Annotated in this window: 17 protein-coding genes; 6 read left to right on the top strand and 11 right to left on the bottom strand. The window is 70.9% G+C overall.

Annotated features, from left to right (window positions below; genetic code table 11):
* The 5 genes from mqnE to ABZ471_RS38000 form a co-directional block, all read right to left on the bottom strand.
* The gene (mqnE, locus tag ABZ471_RS38020) at positions 1-1164 is read right to left on the bottom strand and encodes an aminofutalosine synthase MqnE (protein ID WP_359073121.1); all 1164 of its coding nucleotides are present in this window, start codon (positions 1162-1164) and stop codon (positions 1-3) included.
* 38 nt (positions 1165-1202) lie between these two features.
* On the bottom strand, positions 1203-1658 hold the full coding sequence (locus ABZ471_RS38015) for an Lrp/AsnC family transcriptional regulator (RefSeq protein WP_066995366.1): 456 nt from the start codon (positions 1656-1658) through the stop codon (positions 1203-1205).
* A 107-nt stretch (positions 1659-1765) separates the two neighbouring features.
* On the bottom strand, positions 1766-2440 hold the full coding sequence (locus ABZ471_RS38010) for a UbiX family flavin prenyltransferase (protein WP_359073119.1): 675 nt from the start codon (positions 2438-2440) through the stop codon (positions 1766-1768).
* A 69-nt stretch (positions 2441-2509) separates the two neighbouring features.
* The gene (mqnP, locus tag ABZ471_RS38005; protein ID WP_359073117.1) at positions 2510-3412 is read right to left on the bottom strand and encodes a menaquinone biosynthesis prenyltransferase MqnP; all 903 of its coding nucleotides are present in this window, start codon (positions 3410-3412) and stop codon (positions 2510-2512) included.
* The gene (locus ABZ471_RS38000) at positions 3409-4860 is read right to left on the bottom strand and encodes a menaquinone biosynthesis decarboxylase (protein ID WP_359073116.1); all 1452 of its coding nucleotides are present in this window, start codon (positions 4858-4860) and stop codon (positions 3409-3411) included. Before ABZ471_RS38000 ends, mqnP begins: the two co-directional genes overlap by 4 nt.
* A gap of 76 nt (positions 4861-4936) precedes the next feature.
* Here ABZ471_RS38000 and ABZ471_RS37995 point away from each other — a divergent pair, with 76 nt between their 5' ends.
* Together ABZ471_RS37995 and ABZ471_RS37990 are read left to right on the top strand one after the other, a co-directional pair.
* Positions 4937-5248, top strand: a complete 312-nt coding sequence (locus tag ABZ471_RS37995; RefSeq protein WP_359073114.1) for a PLD nuclease N-terminal domain-containing protein — start codon at positions 4937-4939, stop codon at positions 5246-5248.
* The gene (locus ABZ471_RS37990) at positions 5248-6129 is read left to right on the top strand and encodes a LysR family transcriptional regulator (RefSeq protein WP_359073112.1); all 882 of its coding nucleotides are present in this window, start codon (positions 5248-5250) and stop codon (positions 6127-6129) included. The genes ABZ471_RS37995 and ABZ471_RS37990 overlap by 1 nt, the downstream gene beginning before the upstream one ends.
* Here ABZ471_RS37990 and ABZ471_RS37985 read toward each other — a convergent pair.
* The 5 genes from ABZ471_RS37985 to ABZ471_RS37965 form a co-directional block, all read right to left on the bottom strand.
* Entirely contained in the window at positions 6026-6973 is a 948-nt protein-coding gene (locus ABZ471_RS37985) for a DMT family transporter (protein WP_359073110.1), read from the bottom strand. The two genes, ABZ471_RS37990 and ABZ471_RS37985, sit on opposite strands and share 104 nt — an antisense overlap.
* Positions 6974-7068: 95 nt before the next feature.
* Positions 7069-7842 (bottom strand): hypothetical protein, encoded by a 774-nt coding sequence (locus tag ABZ471_RS37980; RefSeq protein ID WP_359073108.1) that lies wholly within the window; start codon positions 7840-7842, stop codon positions 7069-7071.
* Positions 7829-9490 carry a VWA domain-containing protein gene (locus tag ABZ471_RS37975; protein WP_359073106.1) on the bottom strand — a complete coding sequence of 554 codons (1662 nt, stop codon included), beginning with the start codon at positions 9488-9490 and terminating at the stop codon, positions 7829-7831. Before ABZ471_RS37975 ends, ABZ471_RS37980 begins: the two co-directional genes overlap by 14 nt.
* Positions 9487-10683, bottom strand: a complete 1197-nt coding sequence (locus ABZ471_RS37970) for a hypothetical protein (RefSeq protein ID WP_359073105.1) — start codon at positions 10681-10683, stop codon at positions 9487-9489. Before ABZ471_RS37970 ends, ABZ471_RS37975 begins: the two co-directional genes overlap by 4 nt.
* A gap of 176 nt (positions 10684-10859) precedes the next feature.
* Entirely contained in the window at positions 10860-11198 is a 339-nt protein-coding gene (locus tag ABZ471_RS37965) for a transcriptional regulator (RefSeq protein WP_359073103.1), read from the bottom strand.
* A gap of 130 nt (positions 11199-11328) precedes the next feature.
* Here ABZ471_RS37965 and ABZ471_RS37960 point away from each other — a divergent pair, with 130 nt between their 5' ends.
* Positions 11329-12303 carry a zinc-binding dehydrogenase gene (locus ABZ471_RS37960; RefSeq protein WP_359073101.1) on the top strand — a complete coding sequence of 325 codons (975 nt, stop codon included), beginning with the start codon at positions 11329-11331 and terminating at the stop codon, positions 12301-12303.
* A gap of 68 nt (positions 12304-12371) precedes the next feature.
* Here the strand turns inward: ABZ471_RS37960 and ABZ471_RS37955 are convergent, their stop codons facing one another.
* Entirely contained in the window at positions 12372-14294 is a 1923-nt protein-coding gene (locus tag ABZ471_RS37955) for a protein kinase (protein ID WP_359073099.1), read from the bottom strand.
* Positions 14295-14444: 150 nt separating this feature from the next.
* On the opposite strand from ABZ471_RS37955, the gene ABZ471_RS37950 reads away from it, so the two are divergent.
* The 3 genes from ABZ471_RS37950 to ABZ471_RS37940 form a co-directional block, all read left to right on the top strand.
* Positions 14445-14894 (top strand): nucleoside deaminase, encoded by a 450-nt coding sequence (locus ABZ471_RS37950; RefSeq protein ID WP_359073097.1) that lies wholly within the window; start codon positions 14445-14447, stop codon positions 14892-14894.
* Complete coding sequence (locus tag ABZ471_RS37945; protein WP_359073095.1) at positions 14887-15852, top strand: 2-oxoglutarate and iron-dependent oxygenase domain-containing protein; 966 nt, start codon at positions 14887-14889, stop codon at positions 15850-15852. The genes ABZ471_RS37950 and ABZ471_RS37945 overlap by 8 nt, the downstream gene beginning before the upstream one ends.
* Positions 15853-15981: 129 nt before the next feature.
* On the top strand, positions 15982-16905 hold a 924-nt coding region (locus ABZ471_RS37940), incomplete at its 3' end, for an acyltransferase papA2 (protein WP_359073094.1).

The raw sequence follows: 16905 nt of genomic DNA, 5'->3' as shown, positions 1-16905 counted from the left end.
TCAGACCCGCATCGGCTGGGGCGACTCCCGGCGCAGCGGGTCCGGGCCGTCGTACTCGCGGATGATCTCGTAGCGGGTGTTGCGCTCCACCGGACGGAACCCGGCGTCGCGGATCAGGTCCAGCAGGTCCTCGCGGGTCAGCTTGTTCGGGGTGCCGTAGTTGTCCGCGTCGTGCGTGATCTTGTACTCGACCACCGAGCCGTCCATGTCGTCGGCGCCGTGCTGGAGGGCGAGCTGCGCGGTCTGCACGCCGTGCATGACCCAGAAGACCTTGACGTGCGGGACGTTGTCGAAGAGCAGACGGGAGACCGCGAAGGTCTTGAGGGCCTCGGCACCGGTCGCCATCTGCGTGCGCGCCTGCAGCCGGTTGCGTACCTTCCCGTCCTTCATGTCCACGAAGTCGTGCTGGTAGCGCAGCGGGATGAAGACCTGGAAGCCGCCGGTCTCGTCCTGCAGCTCACGCAGCCGCAGCACGTGGTCCACGCGGTGGCGGGGCTCCTCGATGTGGCCGTAGAGCATGGTGCTCGGGGTCTTCAGACCCTTTTCGTGCGCCAGCCGGTGGATCCGGGACCAGTCCTCCCAGTGGGTCCGGTGGTCCACGATGTGCTGCCGGACCTCCCAGTCGAAGATCTCGGCGCCACCGCCGGTCAGCGACTCGAGACCGGCGTCGATCAGCTCGTCGAGGATCTCGGAGGCGGAGAGCCCGGAGATGGTCTCGAAGTGATGGATCTCGGTGGCGGTGAAGGCCTTCAGGGAGACGTTCGGCAGGGCGGCCTTCAGCTCGCGCAGGGAGCGCGGGTAGTAGCGCCACGGCAGGTTCGGGTGCAGCCCGTTGACGATGTGCAGCTCGGTGAGGTTCTCGCTCTCCATCGCCTTGGCGAGCTTCACCGCCTCCTCGATGCGCATCGTGTACGCGTCCTTCTCGCCCGGCTTGCGCTGGAACGAGCAGTAGGCGCAGGACGCGGTGCACACGTTCGTCATGTTGAGGTGCCGGTTGACGTTGAAGTGAACGACGTCGCCGTTCTTCCGCGTCCGCACCTCGTGAGCGAGTCCCCCGAGCCAGGCCAGGTCGTCCGACTCGTACAGCGCGATGCCGTCCTCGCGAGTCAGCCGCTCACCGGAGCGGACCTTCTCCTCCAGCTCGCGCTTGAGCCCGACGTCCATGCCAACACCTTTCTCCGACAGCCCGACCAACGGTATCCCTACACCTCTTCGGGCAGTTCCCCGACCCGGTTCTCCCACTTCGTGGACAGCACGATCGTGGTACGAGTCCGCGAGACACCCTTGGTCCCGCTCAGCCGCCGGATGATCCTCTCCAGCCCGTCCACGTCCGCCGCCCGCACCTTGAGCATGTAGGAGTCGTCGCCGGCGATGAACCAGCAGTCCTCGATCTCGGGGAGTTCCTTCAGCCGCTGGGCCACGTCCTCGTGGTCGGCGGCGTCGGACAGCGAGATGCCGATCAGGGCGGTCACACCGAGGCCGAGGGAGGCCGCGTTCACGGTGGCGCGGTAGCCGGTGATGACTCCGGCCGCCTCCAGCCGGTTGATGCGGTCGGTGACGCTGGGTCCCGACAGGCCGACGAGGCGTCCCAGCTCCGCGTAGGAGGCCCGGCCGTTCTCCCTCAGGGCCTGGATGAGCTGCCTGTCCACCGCGTCCATGCGATCGAAGCCTTCCCCTGGAAAAGTTCTGACGTTCCTGAAGTGATGAGAGGTACTGCGACTTGCTCGACTTGCTCGACTTGCCCGTCTTGCTCGGCTCGCTTCGGCTACCGGACCGCTGAGCCGCCGCCCAGTTCGCCCTTCCAGCGCCGGTACAGACCGTGCCGGACGCCCGCCGCGTCCAGCACCCGCCCGGCGACGAAGTCCACCAGATCCTGGATGTGGGTCGCGCCCGCGTAGAAGGCGGGCGAGGCCGGCACCACGCTCGCCCCCGCGTCGTCCAGCGCGACGAGGTGCCGCAGGGTCTGCCCGTTCAGCGGGGTCTCCCGTACGGCCACGACCAGCGGCCTGCGCTCCTTCAGTGTGACGCTCGCCGCGCGCTGGAGCAGATCCTTGGACAGCCCGAGGGCGACACCGGCGACACAGGCCGTGGAGGCCGGGACGACGAGCATCCCCTTCGCCGGGTACGACCCCGAGGAGGGTCCCGCGGCGAGATCGCCCGCGCTCCAGTACCGCACCCCGCTGACGTCCGCGTCGAAGGTCCCGGGCTTCCCGTCGGCGCCCCGGGCCAGCCATTCCCGCAGGTCCTCCCGCCAGTGCGCGTCCCGGAACGAGATCCCCGTCTCGTCCAGCAGCGTCAGCCGCGAGGCCCGGCTGACCACCAGGTCGACCGCCTCCCCGGCATCCAGCAGGGCCCGCAGCACGGCAGCCGCATACGGCGTCCCGGAAGCTCCGGACACCCCCACGATCCAAGGCGCGCGCTGCGTTTCTCCTGCGTTCACACCTTGAGCGTACCGGCGGGCGGAAAGGTGCTCAGGCCGGGCCGGGCCACCTGCGCCGCCGCACCGTGCTCAGGCGGTCAGACCCCGGACCAGGAGGTCCAACAGGGCGCACACGAACAGGGCAATTCCGATGAAGCCGTTGACGCTGAAGAACGCCCTGTTCAGGCGGGACAGGTCGTGCGGGCGGACGATGCGGTGCTCGTAGACGAAAGCGCCCGCGACGATCAGGAGGCCCAGCCAGAAGAAGGCGCCGGCGTGGGTGGCCAGGGCGTACCAGACGAACAGGGCCGTCGTGACCGTGTGGCACACCCGCGCGCCCCAGATCGCCGCCGGGATGCCGAAGCGGGCCGGGACCGACATGACGCCGATCTCACGGTCGGTCTCTACGTCCTGGCAGGCGTAGATCAGGTCGAAGCCGCCGATCCAGACGCCGACGGCGAGGCCGAGGACCACCGCTTCCCAGGACCACTCGCCGGAGACGGCGAGCCAGCCGCCGACCGGGCCCATCGCCTGGGCCAGGCCCAGGATGGCCTGCGGGAAGTTCGTGAACCGTTTCCCGTACGGGTAGACCACCATCGGGATCACCGCGATGGGGGCCAGGGCCAGGCAGAGCGGGTTCAGGAGGGCCGCCGCGCCCAGAAAGACCACCAGGGCGATCAGGGCGCCCGTCCAGGCGTGCTTCACCGACATGGCGCCGGTCACGAGTTCGCGGTGGGCCGTACGCGGGTTGCGGGCGTCGATCTCGCGGTCGATGATCCGGTTGACCGCCATGGCGAAGGTCCGCAGGCCCACCATGCAGATGGTGACCAGGAGCAGCCGGCCCCAGTGGATGTTCTTGTCCCACTCGTACATCGCGGTCAGCGCGGCGATGTAGGCGAAGGGGAGCGCGAAGACCGAGTGCTCGATCATCACCAGACGGAGGAACGCCTTGGTGCGTCCCGGCTGCGGGAGTGCCGCGGAGGCGCTGCTCACAGGCCGTACTCCTTCCAGCGACGGTCCACCAGGGCCGCCGTATCCGGGTCCGACAGGACCATGTCCGGCCACCCGCCGTCGCGCGTGTAGCCCTCCTCCGGCCACTTCTTCGTCGCGTCGATGCCCGCCTTGCCGCCCCAGAACTGCTGGTAGGACGCGTGGTCGAGGTGGTCGACGGGGCCCTCCACGACGGTGAGGTCGCGGGCGTAGTCCGTGTTGCCGAGGGCCCGCCAGGCGACCTCGTGCAGGTCGTGCACGTCGCAGTCGGAGTCCACGACCACGATCAGCTTGGTGAGGGACATCATGTGGGCCCCCCAGATCGCGTGCATGACCTTCTGCGCGTGCTTCGGGTACTTCTTGTCGATCGAGACGATCGCACAGTTGTGGAAGCCGCCGGACTCGGGCAGGTGGTAGTCCACGATGTCCGGGACGATGATCTTCAGCAGGGGGAGGAAGAAGCGCTCCGTGGCCCGGCCCAGCGGGCCGTCCTCCGTCGGCGGCCTGCCGACCACGATCGACTGGAGCAGCGGGCGCCTGCGCATGGTCACGCAGTCGATCTTCAGCGCGGGGAACGGCTCCTGCGGGGTGTAGAAGCCGGTGTGGTCGCCGAAGGGGCCCTCCGGGAGCATCTCGCCCGGCTCCAGCCAGCCCTCCAGGACGACCTCGGCGTTCGCGGGGACCTGGAGCGGGACCGTCTTGCAGTCCACCATCTCGGTCCGCTTGCCCGCGATGAACCCCGCGAAGAGGTACTCGTCGATGTCCCCGGGCAGGGGGGCGGTGGAGGCGTACGTCACGGCGGGCGGGCAGCCGAAGGCGATGGCCACCGGCAGGCGCTCGCCGCGCCGCGCCGCCACCTGGTAGTGGTTCCGGCTGTCCTTGTGGATCTGCCAGTGCATGCCGATGGTGCGCTTGTCGTGCCGCTGCAGGCGGTAGAGCCCGAGGTTGCGGATGCCGGACTCGGGGTCCTTGGTGTGGGTGAGCCCGAGGTTGAAGAAGGAGCCGCCGTCCTGGGGCCAGGTGAAGAGGGCGGGCAGCCGGTCGAGGTCGACGTCGTCGCCCTGCAGGACGACCTCCTGCACCGGAGCGTCCTTCACCTTCCTCGGCGGCACGTGCGTCATCGCGCCCAGCTTCCCGAACGCCTCGCGCACACCCACGAACCCGTGCGGCAGCTCGGGCCGCAGCAGCCCGCCGATCTTGTCGGAGATCTCGCCGTACGACTTCAGGCCCAGCGCCTTCAGCAGCCGCCGGTCGGTCCCGAAGACGTTCATCGCGAGGGGCATCGCCGAGCCCTTCACGTTCTCGAAGAGCAGCGCCGGTCCCCCGGACTTCTGCACCCGGTCGACGATCTCCCCGACCTCCAGATACGGGTCGACCTCGGCCTTGATGCGCTTGAGGTCTCCCTCGCGCTCCAGTGCCCTGAGCAGGGAGCGAAGATCGTCGTAAGCCATGCGTCCCAGTATCGGCCACCGGATACTCTGGCCCGGTCACCGGGGCCTACTCACTTCTCGGGGAGAACGCACGACGATGCTCAGGTATCTGCCGTTCCTGCTGGTCCTGGCGTTGTGGATCTACGCCTTCGTGGACTGTCTGAACACCCCCGAGGAAGAGGTGCGGCACCTGCCGAAGGTGGCGTGGGTGGTCATCGTCCTGCTCTTCGGCGAGGTGCTGGTGGGCCCGGTCGCCTGGCTCGTCACCGGCAAGGTGCGGCGCGCCCCCGCCGGGGGAGGCTCCACCCCCTCCGAGTGGCACAGGAACACCGCGGCGAACTGGGTCGCCCCCGACGACAACCCCGAGTTCCTGAAGTCCCTCGACAAGGACGACCCCGAGAAGGGCTGATGGAACTCCGGCTGCTCGTCACCTTCGAGAAGGTCGCCACGGTCCTGAGCTTCACCCGTGCAGCGGCCGAACTGTCGTACGCCCAGTCCAGTGTGACCAGTCAGATCCGCGCCCTGGAGTCCTCCCTCGGCGTCGAGCTGTTCGACCGGCTCGGCAGCCGCATCCGGCTCACCGAGGCGGGCGAACGGCTGCTGCCCTACGCCCGGCAGATCATCGAACTGGCCGAGGAGGCCCGCGCTGCGGTCACCGGATCCGAGGAGCCGTCGGGCACCCTCACCGTCGGCACCATGGAGTCCCTGACCTCCTACCGGCTGCCCCCGCTGCTGGAGTACTTCCACCACCGCCACCCGAAGGTGCGGCTCGCCCTGCGCACCACCATCGGTGACGAGACCCGGCAGGCGCTGCGGCAGGGGACGTACGACGTCGGGTTCCTGATGGAGGAGGAGACCGAGCATCCGGGGCTGGAGAGCACGGTGCTCGCGGTGGAGCCGCTGGCACTGGTCGCGGCACCCGGACACGCGCTGGCCGAAGCGCCGGTTGGGACGGCCGAACTGACCGGGCAGCCGCTGCTCGCCACCGAGCCCGGCTGTGCCTACCGGGACCTGTTCGAGCGGGAGCTGACCGCACTGAAGCCGGTGCAGTTCATGGAGTTCGGCACGATCGAGGCCACCAAGCGCGCGGCGGCGGCCGGCCTCGGGATCGCGCTGCTGCCCGAGGTGACGGTCGCCGCCGAACTCGCGGAGGGCTCCCTCGTACGACTCGCCTGGGAGCCGCCGTTCACGCTTCGCACGCAGCTGGCGTGGCGGTCCGGGAAGCGGCTTCCTTCCCATGCCCGGCTGTTCGTGGAGCAGGCGCGGCAGCTCGTGACCGAGCAAGCGTGACCTTGAGGCTCGCCGTCACGATCAGCGGCACGCCGAGGGCCTGGACGAGCCCGATGTGGTGGCCGTACACCGCCCAGTCCATCACCATCGCCACGGCCGGGTAGACGAAGGCCAGTACGGCGATCTTGGCGGTGGGCAGCTGTGCGTAGGCGGCGTACATGAGGACGTACATCACGCCGGTGTGCACGAGGCCGAGGCCCGCCAGCCAGCCCCAGTCCCAGCCGGTTCCCCGCATCGCGCCGAAGTCGGCGAACGGGAGCAGCAGCGGGATGCCGACCAGAACCTGGACGAGGGCGATCAGATGCGGGCGTACGCCGCTGATCCGCTTGGTGACCAGGGTGGACAGGCCGTAGAGGAGGGCGGCGAGCAGGGCCTGGCCGATCCCGGTGAGGTAGGCGCCGCCGCCGGTGAAGTCGGCGGGGGTCACGCCGGAAACCAGGATCAGGCCCGCGAAGGCGACGGCGATCCAGCCGACCCGGGCGGCGGTGAGCCGCTCCCGGAACAACAGGGCGCCGAGGAGGACCACGTAGAAGGGCTGCGTGTGGTAGACCACGGTGGCCACGGAGATGGACGTGTTCTCGTACGACTGGAACAGCAGCACCCAGTTGAAGACGATGAACACCCCGCCCAGGACGGCGAGTCCGAGCGTGCGCGGGGTGAAGCCGTGGTCGCGCAGCCAGCCCCGTGCGATGACATAGCCGCCGAGGGCGAGGGCGCCGAACAGGACGCGGAAGAAGACGACGTCGAAGGGCGGGGCGCCGGACTCGACGACGAAGACGCCGAGGGTGCCGGACAGCATCATCGCGGTGGTCAGCTGGGCCGTGCCCTTGTGTTCTGGGGTCATGCCGAGAACGCTACGAAGCGGTGCCGGTGCTGGTCCACGCGCTGCCGGGGCGTCCTGCCGATGGGCCCAACGGCAGCACCGATAAGGCCAGGTGGTCAGAGGAAGACGGCGATCGGCTCCCCCAGGACGGCCTCACGGGCCCGGGGGTCCCAGCTCGTCACCTTGCCCAGGCAGTGGGCCTGGAACTGGCCCTCGGGCAGTGACTTGTTCGCCCGGCGCAGCCACTCCCGGCGGAGCACGACCCGCAGGTGTGCGGTCGAGTCCCCCTCCGCGTACGGCGCCCGCATCACCAGCGTCTCATCGCTGCCGCCCCCGTCCTCGAACCGGCCGGTGACCATGACGAACTCGCCGATCTCGCTGAGCACCACACCGTCGGACGGGTCCTCGTCGGCCTGCCGCCGGGCCAGTTCCCTCACCAGGGCGCGGTTCGGGGTGACGCTGCCGCCCCGGGACCGCAGCCGGACCTCGACGAGGGCGTCCTCGCGCTCCAGTACGGACAGCAGGAGCCCGATCACCATGATCGGCTCGCTCTTCTGCACGTACTTGACGAACGTCCCCTCCTCGCCGCCGCCCTTCACCCGGAACAGCAGGGACACCAGGGGAATCACCGCCAGACAGCCGATGGTGCGGCTGCGCCGCTCCTCGACCTCCTTGCGCAGGGCGGCCGTGTGGTTGCCCATCTTGTACAGGTCCATCACAGCCGCGTTGTCCAGGTACAGGGGCAGGCCCCGCCCCACGGGGTGGCGGCGCAGTCCACGCAGCCGCAGTACGGCGAACACGCCCAGCGCGACCAGACCGGCGAACGTCGCCAGCCACCACGCCATGGCGCCCCACCAGACGCTCCACCAGGTGCCGTCAAGAACAGCCACGGATCTCCTTGAACGCGGCGGACAGGGACGAGTCGTGGGCGTCGACCATGCGGCCGCCGGTCACCGAGGCGACCTGGCGCAGCTCCGTCGCGTCGGCGTCCCCGAAGTAGACGGGGTAGGTGCGCACCGCCCGGGCGTCGGCGGGTCGGGCCCGGTAGCGGCTGACGAACGTGGTCCGGCCGATGCCCGCGTTGTTCTCGCCGTCGGTCATCAGCACGAGGGACACCGCCCGCCCGGGGTCCTCGCGCACGACCCGCTCGGCGGTCGCGTAGCCGTGGTCCAGGGCGGACCAGATCGCCGTGGAGCCGTCGTAGCCGCCGTCGGCGACGAAGTCCTCGAGCCGGGTGAGGTCGCCCGCGCCGTGGACGGTGACCGTGCGCTCGTCCAGGGGCCGGCCGCCGAAGCGGACCACGGTCAGCCGTTCGCCCTGGTAGAAGCGGACGAACTTGGCCGACGCCGAGGAGTCCGCCCCGCTCAGGCCCGCGAACGCCGCCCGCAGTGCCGTCGTACGGGAGCCGCGCATGGAGTCGGAGAAGTCGAGCAGGAAGATCACCTGGTCGGCGGCGCGGCGGCGGGGGTCGCCGTAGTCGTCCAGGAGCCGGTCGAGAACGGCGGGGTCGTCGGGGAAGTACAACGCGTTGTCCAGGGGGGCCTTCAGCCGCTCGTCGCGGTGGACGGCGGTGTTGACCGGGCGGCGCAGTGTCCGTCGCATGATGTCCTGCTGATGGCCGGCGTCCGTCAGCCAGTTCACCACCCGGTCGTAGGCGTCCCGGTGGGCGGCGTCGAGCAGGAGCAGCGGGTAGTCCGACAAGACCATGCCGTCGGCGGGGTGCACGATGACCAGGGGCTGCTTCAGCCGCCCGGAGGCGTTCAGCGTCAGCAGCTCGGACTCGTAGGTGATCAGGGCGTTGGTACGGCCCGGACGGTCGGCGAAGGCGTCCAGCAGGTCGTGGGAGGTCTCGGCGGTGAGGCTCTGGCCGGAGCGGAAGCCGCGCAGCCGGTCGCAGCTGACGTCCTCGGGGCGCAGCGCGCCGCCGGTGCCGGCCGCGGCGGTGGCGACGCCGACCAGGGCGGCGAGGCCGCTGTTGCTGTGCCGGGGGTCGGCCATGCCGAAGCGCACGGTGCCGGTGGCGGCGGCGTCGGCGATGTCCGCCCAGGACACCCGTCCGCCCGGTGCCTTGGGGCGCAGTTGCCGGGCCACGTCCTGGGTGAGGCCGACCACGACCGGGGAGCGCATGATCGAGGTGCTCTGCAGGCCGGTCGCCGGGGTGGCCCCGGAGGGGGCCTGCTTCGCCCTCAGGCGCAGGTAGCGGTCGGAGGAGAGCCAGGCCAGGTCGTAGGAGTGACGGCCGGTCAGCAGGGTGTCGGCGACGTCGTTGGTCGCCTTGTAGTCCATCTCCAGGCGGACCCCGGTGTCCTCGCGCAGCTGGTCCAGCAGCGGGCGCATGTCGGAGAGTTCGTCGCTGGCCAGCACACGCAGGGTGGTGTCCGGTCCGCTGCCGCCGCCGGAACAGGAGGCGAGGCCGCCGAGTGCGGCGAGGAGGACCAGGCAGAGGGCGAGGGTGAGGGTCCGACTGTTTTCGCGGTTCTGGCGGTTCTGGCGGTTCTGGCGGTTCTGGCGGTTCTGGCGGGGCGGGTGTGGGCTCATGGCGCCTCCCCGCCGGCCGCCGACTGCGCGACCGGGGCGCAGTCCCCCACCACCTCGATCATCTTCTCCAGCAGCTCCAGCCGGGGCAGCACGGCCTTGGTGTCGTTGGCCGACAGGACGGGCGCCTGGATGTGGCGTTCCCCGAGGAACCGGGTCAGGGCGTCGCTCGTGGCCGAGGCACCCTCGGCGTCCCGGACCCGGAAGCCCAGTTCCATCGCGCGCTTCTGCAGGGCCGGGTCGGTGGAGATCAGCCGGCCGAGCCGGTCGCCCTGTGAGGTCAGCGCGATGAACTGGGGCTCGGTGACGAACCGCTCCGACGGATAGAGCAGGACGCGCTCCGCATCCACGTGCCCGGTGCCGGCCTGGGTGGCTATCTGGTGGGCGAGGAACTGGTGCTCGTAGATGACCGCGATCGGGGAGATGCTCTTGCCCTCGGCGGACACGTAGGTCTCGTTCTTCTCCCCGGCGGGCATGCCCTGGTCGTTGAGGAGGTGCTTGATCGATTCCGCGAAGCTCGTCGCCTCCTGCGTGTCCTGCGGAATGTCGTCGTGGTTCCACACATAGGAGACCAGCCCCAGGTAGGTTCCCCCGGAGTTGGACTCGCAGATGTCCGAGGACTGGGCGAGCACCTTGTTGCCGTTGCGTATGCCGTGCCGCTGGATACCGAGGCTGTCCCAGCGCTTGTTGCGAGCGGTCGCGTCGAGGAACGTCTTCATGTCGAGCGAGTAGTAGAGCGGCTTCGCCCCGGCGGGTACGCCCGGTAACGGTTTGGCGATCCCGGCGTCTTGGAGCGTCTCGGCGTACTCGCGGTACGTGCCGAGCACGATCGGGCTGACGAACGGCCTGTAGCTCGTCGCCGGGCGGCCCTCGGTCGCGCGTTTCCTGGTGATCAGATCGGCAGCAGGCTGTCCCGAGGGGAAGACGACGTCGTAGCCGTCGTAGCTCTGGACCGCGATGCCGCGTGAGCCCATGCGGGTGACGTGCACTCGTAAGCCGTGGCGGATGAGCAGCCGCTGCACCTCGGGGTCCTCGAAGTAGTCCGACTTCGAGGCCATCTTGGCCTCGATCGTGACGATGTGGGTGATGGGCAGACCGGCGTGTCCCTGCGCGAGCACCACGATCGCGCACAGCGCGGTGGCAGCCGCGACGACGCGCGGGACCAGTCGGCGCACGCGGGAGCGCCGACTGCGCACGACCGTCGGAGCACCGACCGTCAGGCGGGGCTCACCGGTCGGACGGGATCTGTCGCTTTCGGATCTTTGAGTGGCCACCCGGTTCTCCCCCGTGATCGGGCAAGGATCGTCCGCACGCAGGGAGGCACCGGCTGAAACGTTCAACGAACGTGTGACAAAAGGAATGTGAAGGTCTGTCAGAGCCCTGGGTCAGGGGTGTGCAGCACGAGACCGAGGAGTCCCGGGAAGCGTGCGTCGAACTCCGCCCGCCGCAGCCGGTTGACCCGCCTCGGTCCCTCGTCCCGCTGCTCGACGAGACCCGCGCTGCGCAGCACCGCGAAGTGGTGACTGAGGGCGGCCTTGCCGACCGGCACGTCGAAGCTGCCGCAGCTGCGGGTCCAGTCGGCGCAGGCGGCCAGCTCCCTGACCAGGGTGAGGCGTACGGGGTCGGCGAGGGCGGCGAGGGCGGCCTGGAGCGGCACCTCGTCGGGGTGGGTGTGCTCCGGGGCGGCCCGGTGGCTGCCGCTCGCGGCCATGTCGCCCACCTCCCTGCCGTGTGTCCGCGATCCCGCTTGCCGAGTGTTCGATGAAAACCATACACTCACGAGTGTTCGCTTTTGGTTGAACACCTCTTTGATCGAACACTCCCAGAGCGAGGGGAACGGCATGCGCGCGATCGAGTTCGGGCGGTACGGCGGTCCGGAGGTACTGAGGGAGGTGACGGCCGAGGTGCCCGAGCCCGGCCCCGGCCAGGTGAGCATCGACGTGGCGTACACGGGCGTGAACTTCGCCGACCTGAAGGCCCGCTCGGAGGGCTACCGGGTGCCGCGCCTGCCGTACGTGCCCGGCCTGGAGGTCTCCGGCCGGATCCGCGCGCTCGGCCCGGGCGTCGACGGTCTGACCGTCGGCCAGGAGGTGGCGGCGCTGACGGAGGGCGGGGCGTACGCGGAGGTGGCCGTGGCCGACACGACCACCGTCTTCCCGCTCCCCTCGGGCGTGGACCTGCGCACGGCGGCCACGCTCCCGACGGTCCTGCCGACGGCGTACGCCCTGATCCACTCCGTCGGCCGGCTCCAGCCGGGCGAGACGGTCCTGGTCCAGGGGGCGGCCGGCGGAGTCGGCACGGCGGCCGGCCGGCTGGCGCGCGCGGCGGGCGCCGGGGCGGTGTACGGCGTGGTGTCCTCGGCGGCGAAGGCGGCCTTCGCCAAGGAGCACGGCTACGACGAGGTGTTCGCCGGCGCCTTCGAGGAACCGGTACGGCAGGCGACCGGCGGCCGGGGCGTCGACCTGGTCCTGGATCCCGTCGGCGGCGACACCCTGCGGGCGGGCCTCGCCTCCCTGGCCCCCTTCGGCCGCCTGGTCTCCTTCGGCAACGCCAGTTCGGCCGGGCCGTGGACCGTGGGCCAGCCCGAGCTGTACCCGCTCGGCCACTCGGTCTCCGGCTTCTCCGTCCTGACCCTGGCGAAGACGGCCCCGGACGAGCTGCGCCGCCTGTCCGGACAGGCCTTCGCCAAGGTGGTCGACGGCACGGTGTCCCTGCCGGTGACTGCCGAGTTCGCCCTTCAGGACGCGGCGGAGGCACACCGGCTGATGGGCGGCCGGACCAGCACCGGCAAGCTGCTGCTGCGGGTGGGGGCGTAAGGCCTGTCCGGCGGATCAGGCCGGCTTCAGCCGACGGCGCCTCATCAGCGCAGGTGAGCGGGTAGCCCTCACACCCTCGCCCAGCTCTGGGAGGACGCCCCCGACTGGCAGGTCGCCTCGGCCACGCCGCCGCCGAAGGCCAGGTCGAGGCAGCCGCCGTCGTAGACCGTGCTCAGGGAGTTGCCGGAGCCCGTCTTCCACAGGCGGACGCTGCCGGCCTGGGCGCAGTCGCCGACGAAGACGGCCTGGCCGTTGCCGTTGGCGCTCAGGCAGGCGCCGGACGACACGTTGACGACCTTCACGCTGCCGCCGGCGGCACTGCGGAAGGTCCACACGGCGGACGAGGCCGAGCAGTCACCGAGGCCCGTGGAACCGTAGACCTGGGTCAGGCACTTGCCGTTCTCGCCGTTCTTGAGGTGGAAGGAAGCCGGGCCGGGGCTGGTCGTGGACGTCCCTCCTGAGGAGGAGCCGCCGGACGAGGAGGAGCCGCCGGACGACGAGCCTCCGGACGACGAGCCCCCGGACGAGGAACCGCCCGAGGAACCGCCGGAGGAAGCGCCGGAGCTGCTGGAGCCGCCCACAGGTCCGGTGCCGGTGCCCGAGCCGCTCGACGACGCCGAGCCGCCGGCGTCACCGGAGTCGCCGGAGCCTCCCTTGTCCTGCTTCTTCCTGCCCGTGGGCGAAGCCGAACCCTTCTCGCCCGGTTTCCCGGTGCCGGACGGGCCGGCAGAGGACGCGCCGGGCGCCGGACCGGCCGACGCCGAGGAGGAGGCCGCGGGAGTGACGGCGGATCCGTCCCGGCCGGAGCCGGTGGCGAACGGCAGGAGCTGGAAGGCGAGGGACGCGGTACCGACGACGACCACGGCCGGTACGACAGCCACCAGGACGCGGGTACGACGGCTTCGGCGCGGCGCCTCCGCCTTCCCCTTCTTCCCCTTCCCTTCGGGAGGCCGTACGACCACCTCGGGCCCCGACGCGGCCGCAGGCTCCGGCTCCGGCTCCGCCACTGTCTCCTCCGGCTCCTCCTCGGAAGCCTCGGGAAGCTCCGGCACCTCCGCCGCGAACGCCGCCCGCGCGGCCAGCAGCTCCGTGAGGGACTCGGGCCACAGCGGGGGCTCGGACGGTCCCTTGCCGGCGGACAGCCCGACGAGTTCGGCCGCGCCGGGCCGGCCCTCGGGGTCCTTGTCCAGGCAGGACGCGACGACGGCGGCCAGCTCCGGGTCGGCCTCGCGCAACCGCTCCAGGTCGGGCTGCTCGTGCACGATCCGGTAGAGCACGCCGTGCCCGGACTCGTCGCCGAACGGCGGCCGGCCGCAGGCCGCGTAGGCCACCACCGAACCCAGCGCGAACACGTCCACCGCGCCGGTCAGCCGCCGTGCCCCCGAGGCCTGTTCGGGAGACATGTAGGCGGGGGTGCCCACCACCATGCCGGTCCGGGTCAGCTGGCTCTGCTCGGCGGCCCGGGCCACGCCGAAGTCGATGAGGGTGACACCGTCGAGGGTCAGCATGACGTTCGACGGCTTGACGTCCCGGTGCACCATGTCCAGCTCGTGCACCGCTGCCAGCCCCACCGCGGCCTCCCGCAGCAGCAGCCACAGTGCCTGCGGCGGCAGCGGTCCGCCGTGCGCCTCCAGGGCCTCGCGCAGGGTCAGCCCGGGCACGTAGGCGGTGGCGAACCACGGCGGCCGGGCGGTGCGGTCGCCGGCGAGCAGCGGCGTGGTGGCACCGGCGGGCAGCCGGGAGAGGTTGTCCAGCTCGTGCCCGAAGCGCCGTACGAAATCCTTGTCCTCTCCGACCACCGAGGGCAGCACCTGTTTGACGGCCGCGTACCGGCCTTCGTGCACCCCCAGGTAGACCCGCCCCATGCCGCCGGACCCGAGCCGCCCGACCAGCGGGATCGGTCCGATCCGCCGGGGATCCTCGTCCTCCAGCGGCTCGACCCCGTTGACGACGGCGCCGTGTTCCCCGTGTTCCCCGTGTTCCCCGCTCAACGCTCTCCCCCTGTGGATCGCATGACGTCCCGTAACCTACTTCAGCGCGCGGACGAGCCGAGACCTACCAGGCAGTAGACGCACGCATGGGGCGCCCTGTCCCGCTTTCGGTGCGTTGCCCCGGTCCGTGCGGTGCTGGACAGTGAACGCATGGACCAGGAACAGGCCCGCGGCTGGCTCGCCACCGCCGTCGCCGAGGCCCGCACCGGACTCGCCGAGGGCGGCATCCCGATCGGCGCCGCCCTCTACGCCCCCGACGGCACCCTGCTCGGCCGCGGCCGCAACCGCCGCGTCCAGGACGACGACCCCTCGATGCACGCGGAGACGGCGGCGTTCCGGGCGGCCGGACGGCAGCGCACGTACCGCGGCACGACCATGGTGACCACCCTCTCCCCGTGCTGGTACTGCAGCGGCCTGGTCCGCCAGTTCGGCATGTCGCGCGTGGTGATCGGCGAGGCCACCACCTTCCACGGCGGCCACGACTGGCTCGCCGGACACGGCGTGGAGATCGTCCTGCTGGACGACCCCGAGTGCGTCGAGCTGATGCGTGACTTCATCAAGCACAACCCGGCTCTGTGGAACGAGGACATCGGTGAGTGACCCCCGCATTCCCACCATCGACCTGCGGCCCTGGCTCGACGGCGGCGCCGAGGCCCGTGAGGCCCTCGCCCGCACCGTCGACCGGGCCCTCCGGACGGCGGGCTTCCTGCTGGTCACCGGGCACGGCGTGGACCCGGGGCTGCGCGGCGCCGTCCGGGAGGCCGCGCGGCGGTTCTTCGCGCTGCCCGTCGAGGCGAAGCAGGTCTACGAGGCGAAGGTCGGCGGTCGTGGGTGGCTGGGGCCCGGTGCCGAGGCCAACGGGTACGCGGAGGGCACCGAGACGCCGCCCGACCTGAAGGAGTCACTGACCTTCGCCACGCACGAGCCGTTCGAGGACCCCGTCGTCAACGCCGAGTGGTACGCGCCCAACGTGTGGCCGGCCGAGACCCCCGGCCTGCGGCCGCTGTGCGAGGAGTACCTCGGGAAGATGGCCGATCTGGAGAAGGAGCTGCTGTCGCTGCTCGGGTACGCCCTCGGGCTCGGACCCGGCTTCTTCTCCCGGCACATGGATCATCCGACGTACGGTTTCAACATCAACTGGTATCCGGGGACCGAGGTGGTCGGCGAGCCCGAGCCCGGGCAGTTCCGGATCGGACCGCACACCGACTTCGGGACCGTCACCATCCTCGACCGGCAGGCGGGCAGGGGCGGCCTCCAGGTGTACACGGACGAGGGCGGGTGGGAGGACGCGCCCTACGACCCGGCGGCCTTCACGATCAACATCGGGGACCTGATGGCCCGTTGGACCGGCGACCGGTGGCGATCGGGGCGGCACCGGGTGCTGCCACCGCCCACTGACGCCCCCTCGGAGGAGCTGATGTCCCTCGTGTACTTCGGCGAGTGCACGCCGGGCACCCTGGTGGAGTCCGTGCCGGCGCCGGTGGGCCGGGTGGCGTACCCGCCCGTCGACTCGCACGTGTACCTGCGCGAGAAGCTGAACTCGATCACCGTCGGTTAATCACTCCCCCGTTCGATCCGCCACCCGTTCCGCTGAAATGCCCCGGGCGGGCATGTCCCGGCCGCACCCGACGGCATTCCCATGACTGGGGGCCCGCTACAGGGGCCCCCTTTCTGCGATCGGAGACGCGTGCGAATCACTGACATCCAGCGCTGCGAGGTCCGGCCGGGACGGCTCGTCGAGTGGACACTGAGTCCGGCCACCGTCTCGACGGCGACGGGACTGCCGGAGGACTCCCGGCCGCCGGCCTACATCCAGGAGTCGCACATCAGGACGGCCAAACGCGTCCGGGACGGCGGGCTGTTCGTGCCGACCTGGCTCGGTACGGCCTTCGACATCCCGGGCCGGGTCGACCTCGACGTGCTCCAGGACGCCCTACGGGCCTGGACGGTGCGGCACGAGACGCTGCGCAGCGGTTTCCGCTGGGCGGGCGGATCGGGAGACGAGCTGCGCCGGTTCACGCTGGACGCCGGTGACGTGTCCCTGCACCGTGAGACGATCGGCGACTTCGGCGACCCGGGCGCCCTGGCCCGGCACCTCCAGGACCGCTTCGACGCTGTCGCGGACGCCCTGCGCTGGCCGAACCTCATCTACACGGCAGTCGTCCGGGACGACTCGACCAGCGTGTACATGGCCTTCGACCACAGCAACGTGGACGCGTACTCCGTGCACGGCATCCCCGCCGAGGTCCACGAGCTGTACACGGCCGGCCTGCAGCAACGCCGGCCCGTCGTCCGGACGCCACCGGCCAGTTACGTCGACTTCTGCGAGATCGAGCGGGCGGACGCCGACCGCATCGACGACAGCCACGAAATCGTCTCCCGCTGGCGGGAGTTCATCCGGCGGGGCGACGGAGTGCTGCCGAGCTTCCCCGTCGACCTCGGCCTCGAACCCGGCGGCCCGCTGCCACGGCAGAAGATGATCTGCGAACCGCTCACGGACGCGGACACCGCCGCCGCCTTCGAGGCGTACTGCCGGCCCTACGGCGGCAGCCTGGTCGGCATGCTGGCGGCCACGGGTCTGATCGTCCACGAACTCGGCGGGCAGTCCGTC

This window comes from Streptomyces sp. NPDC005728 (genome assembly GCF_040630895.1).
Classification (GTDB): Bacteria; Actinomycetota; Actinomycetes; order Streptomycetales; family Streptomycetaceae; genus Streptomyces.
This window is presented reverse-complemented; position numbering and strand designations above follow the sequence as displayed.

Bases quoted from the DNA above. Each gene is read 5' to 3' on its own strand.
- mqnE (WP_359073121.1), bottom strand. From the start codon at position 1,164: ATGGACGTCGGGCTCAAGCGCGAGCTGGAGGAGAAGGTCCGCTCCGGT.
- ABZ471_RS38015 (WP_066995366.1), bottom strand. From the start codon at position 1,658: ATGGACGCGGTGGACAGGCAGCTCATCCAGGCCCTGAGGGAGAACGGC.
- ABZ471_RS38000 (WP_359073116.1), bottom strand. From the start codon at position 4,860: ATGGCTTACGACGATCTTCGCTCCCTGCTCAGGGCACTGGAGCGCGAG.
- ABZ471_RS37995 (WP_359073114.1), top strand. From the start codon at position 4,937: ATGCTCAGGTATCTGCCGTTCCTGCTGGTCCTGGCGTTGTGGATCTAC.
- ABZ471_RS37990 (WP_359073112.1), top strand. From the start codon at position 5,248: ATGGAACTCCGGCTGCTCGTCACCTTCGAGAAGGTCGCCACGGTCCTG.
- ABZ471_RS37985 (WP_359073110.1), bottom strand. From the start codon at position 6,973: ATGACCCCAGAACACAAGGGCACGGCCCAGCTGACCACCGCGATGATG.
- ABZ471_RS37975 (WP_359073106.1), bottom strand. From the start codon at position 9,490: ATGAGCCCACACCCGCCCCGCCAGAACCGCCAGAACCGCCAGAACCGC.
- ABZ471_RS37965 (WP_359073103.1), bottom strand. From the start codon at position 11,198: ATGGCCGCGAGCGGCAGCCACCGGGCCGCCCCGGAGCACACCCACCCC.
- ABZ471_RS37960 (WP_359073101.1), top strand. From the start codon at position 11,329: ATGCGCGCGATCGAGTTCGGGCGGTACGGCGGTCCGGAGGTACTGAGG.
- ABZ471_RS37950 (WP_359073097.1), top strand. From the start codon at position 14,445: ATGGACCAGGAACAGGCCCGCGGCTGGCTCGCCACCGCCGTCGCCGAG.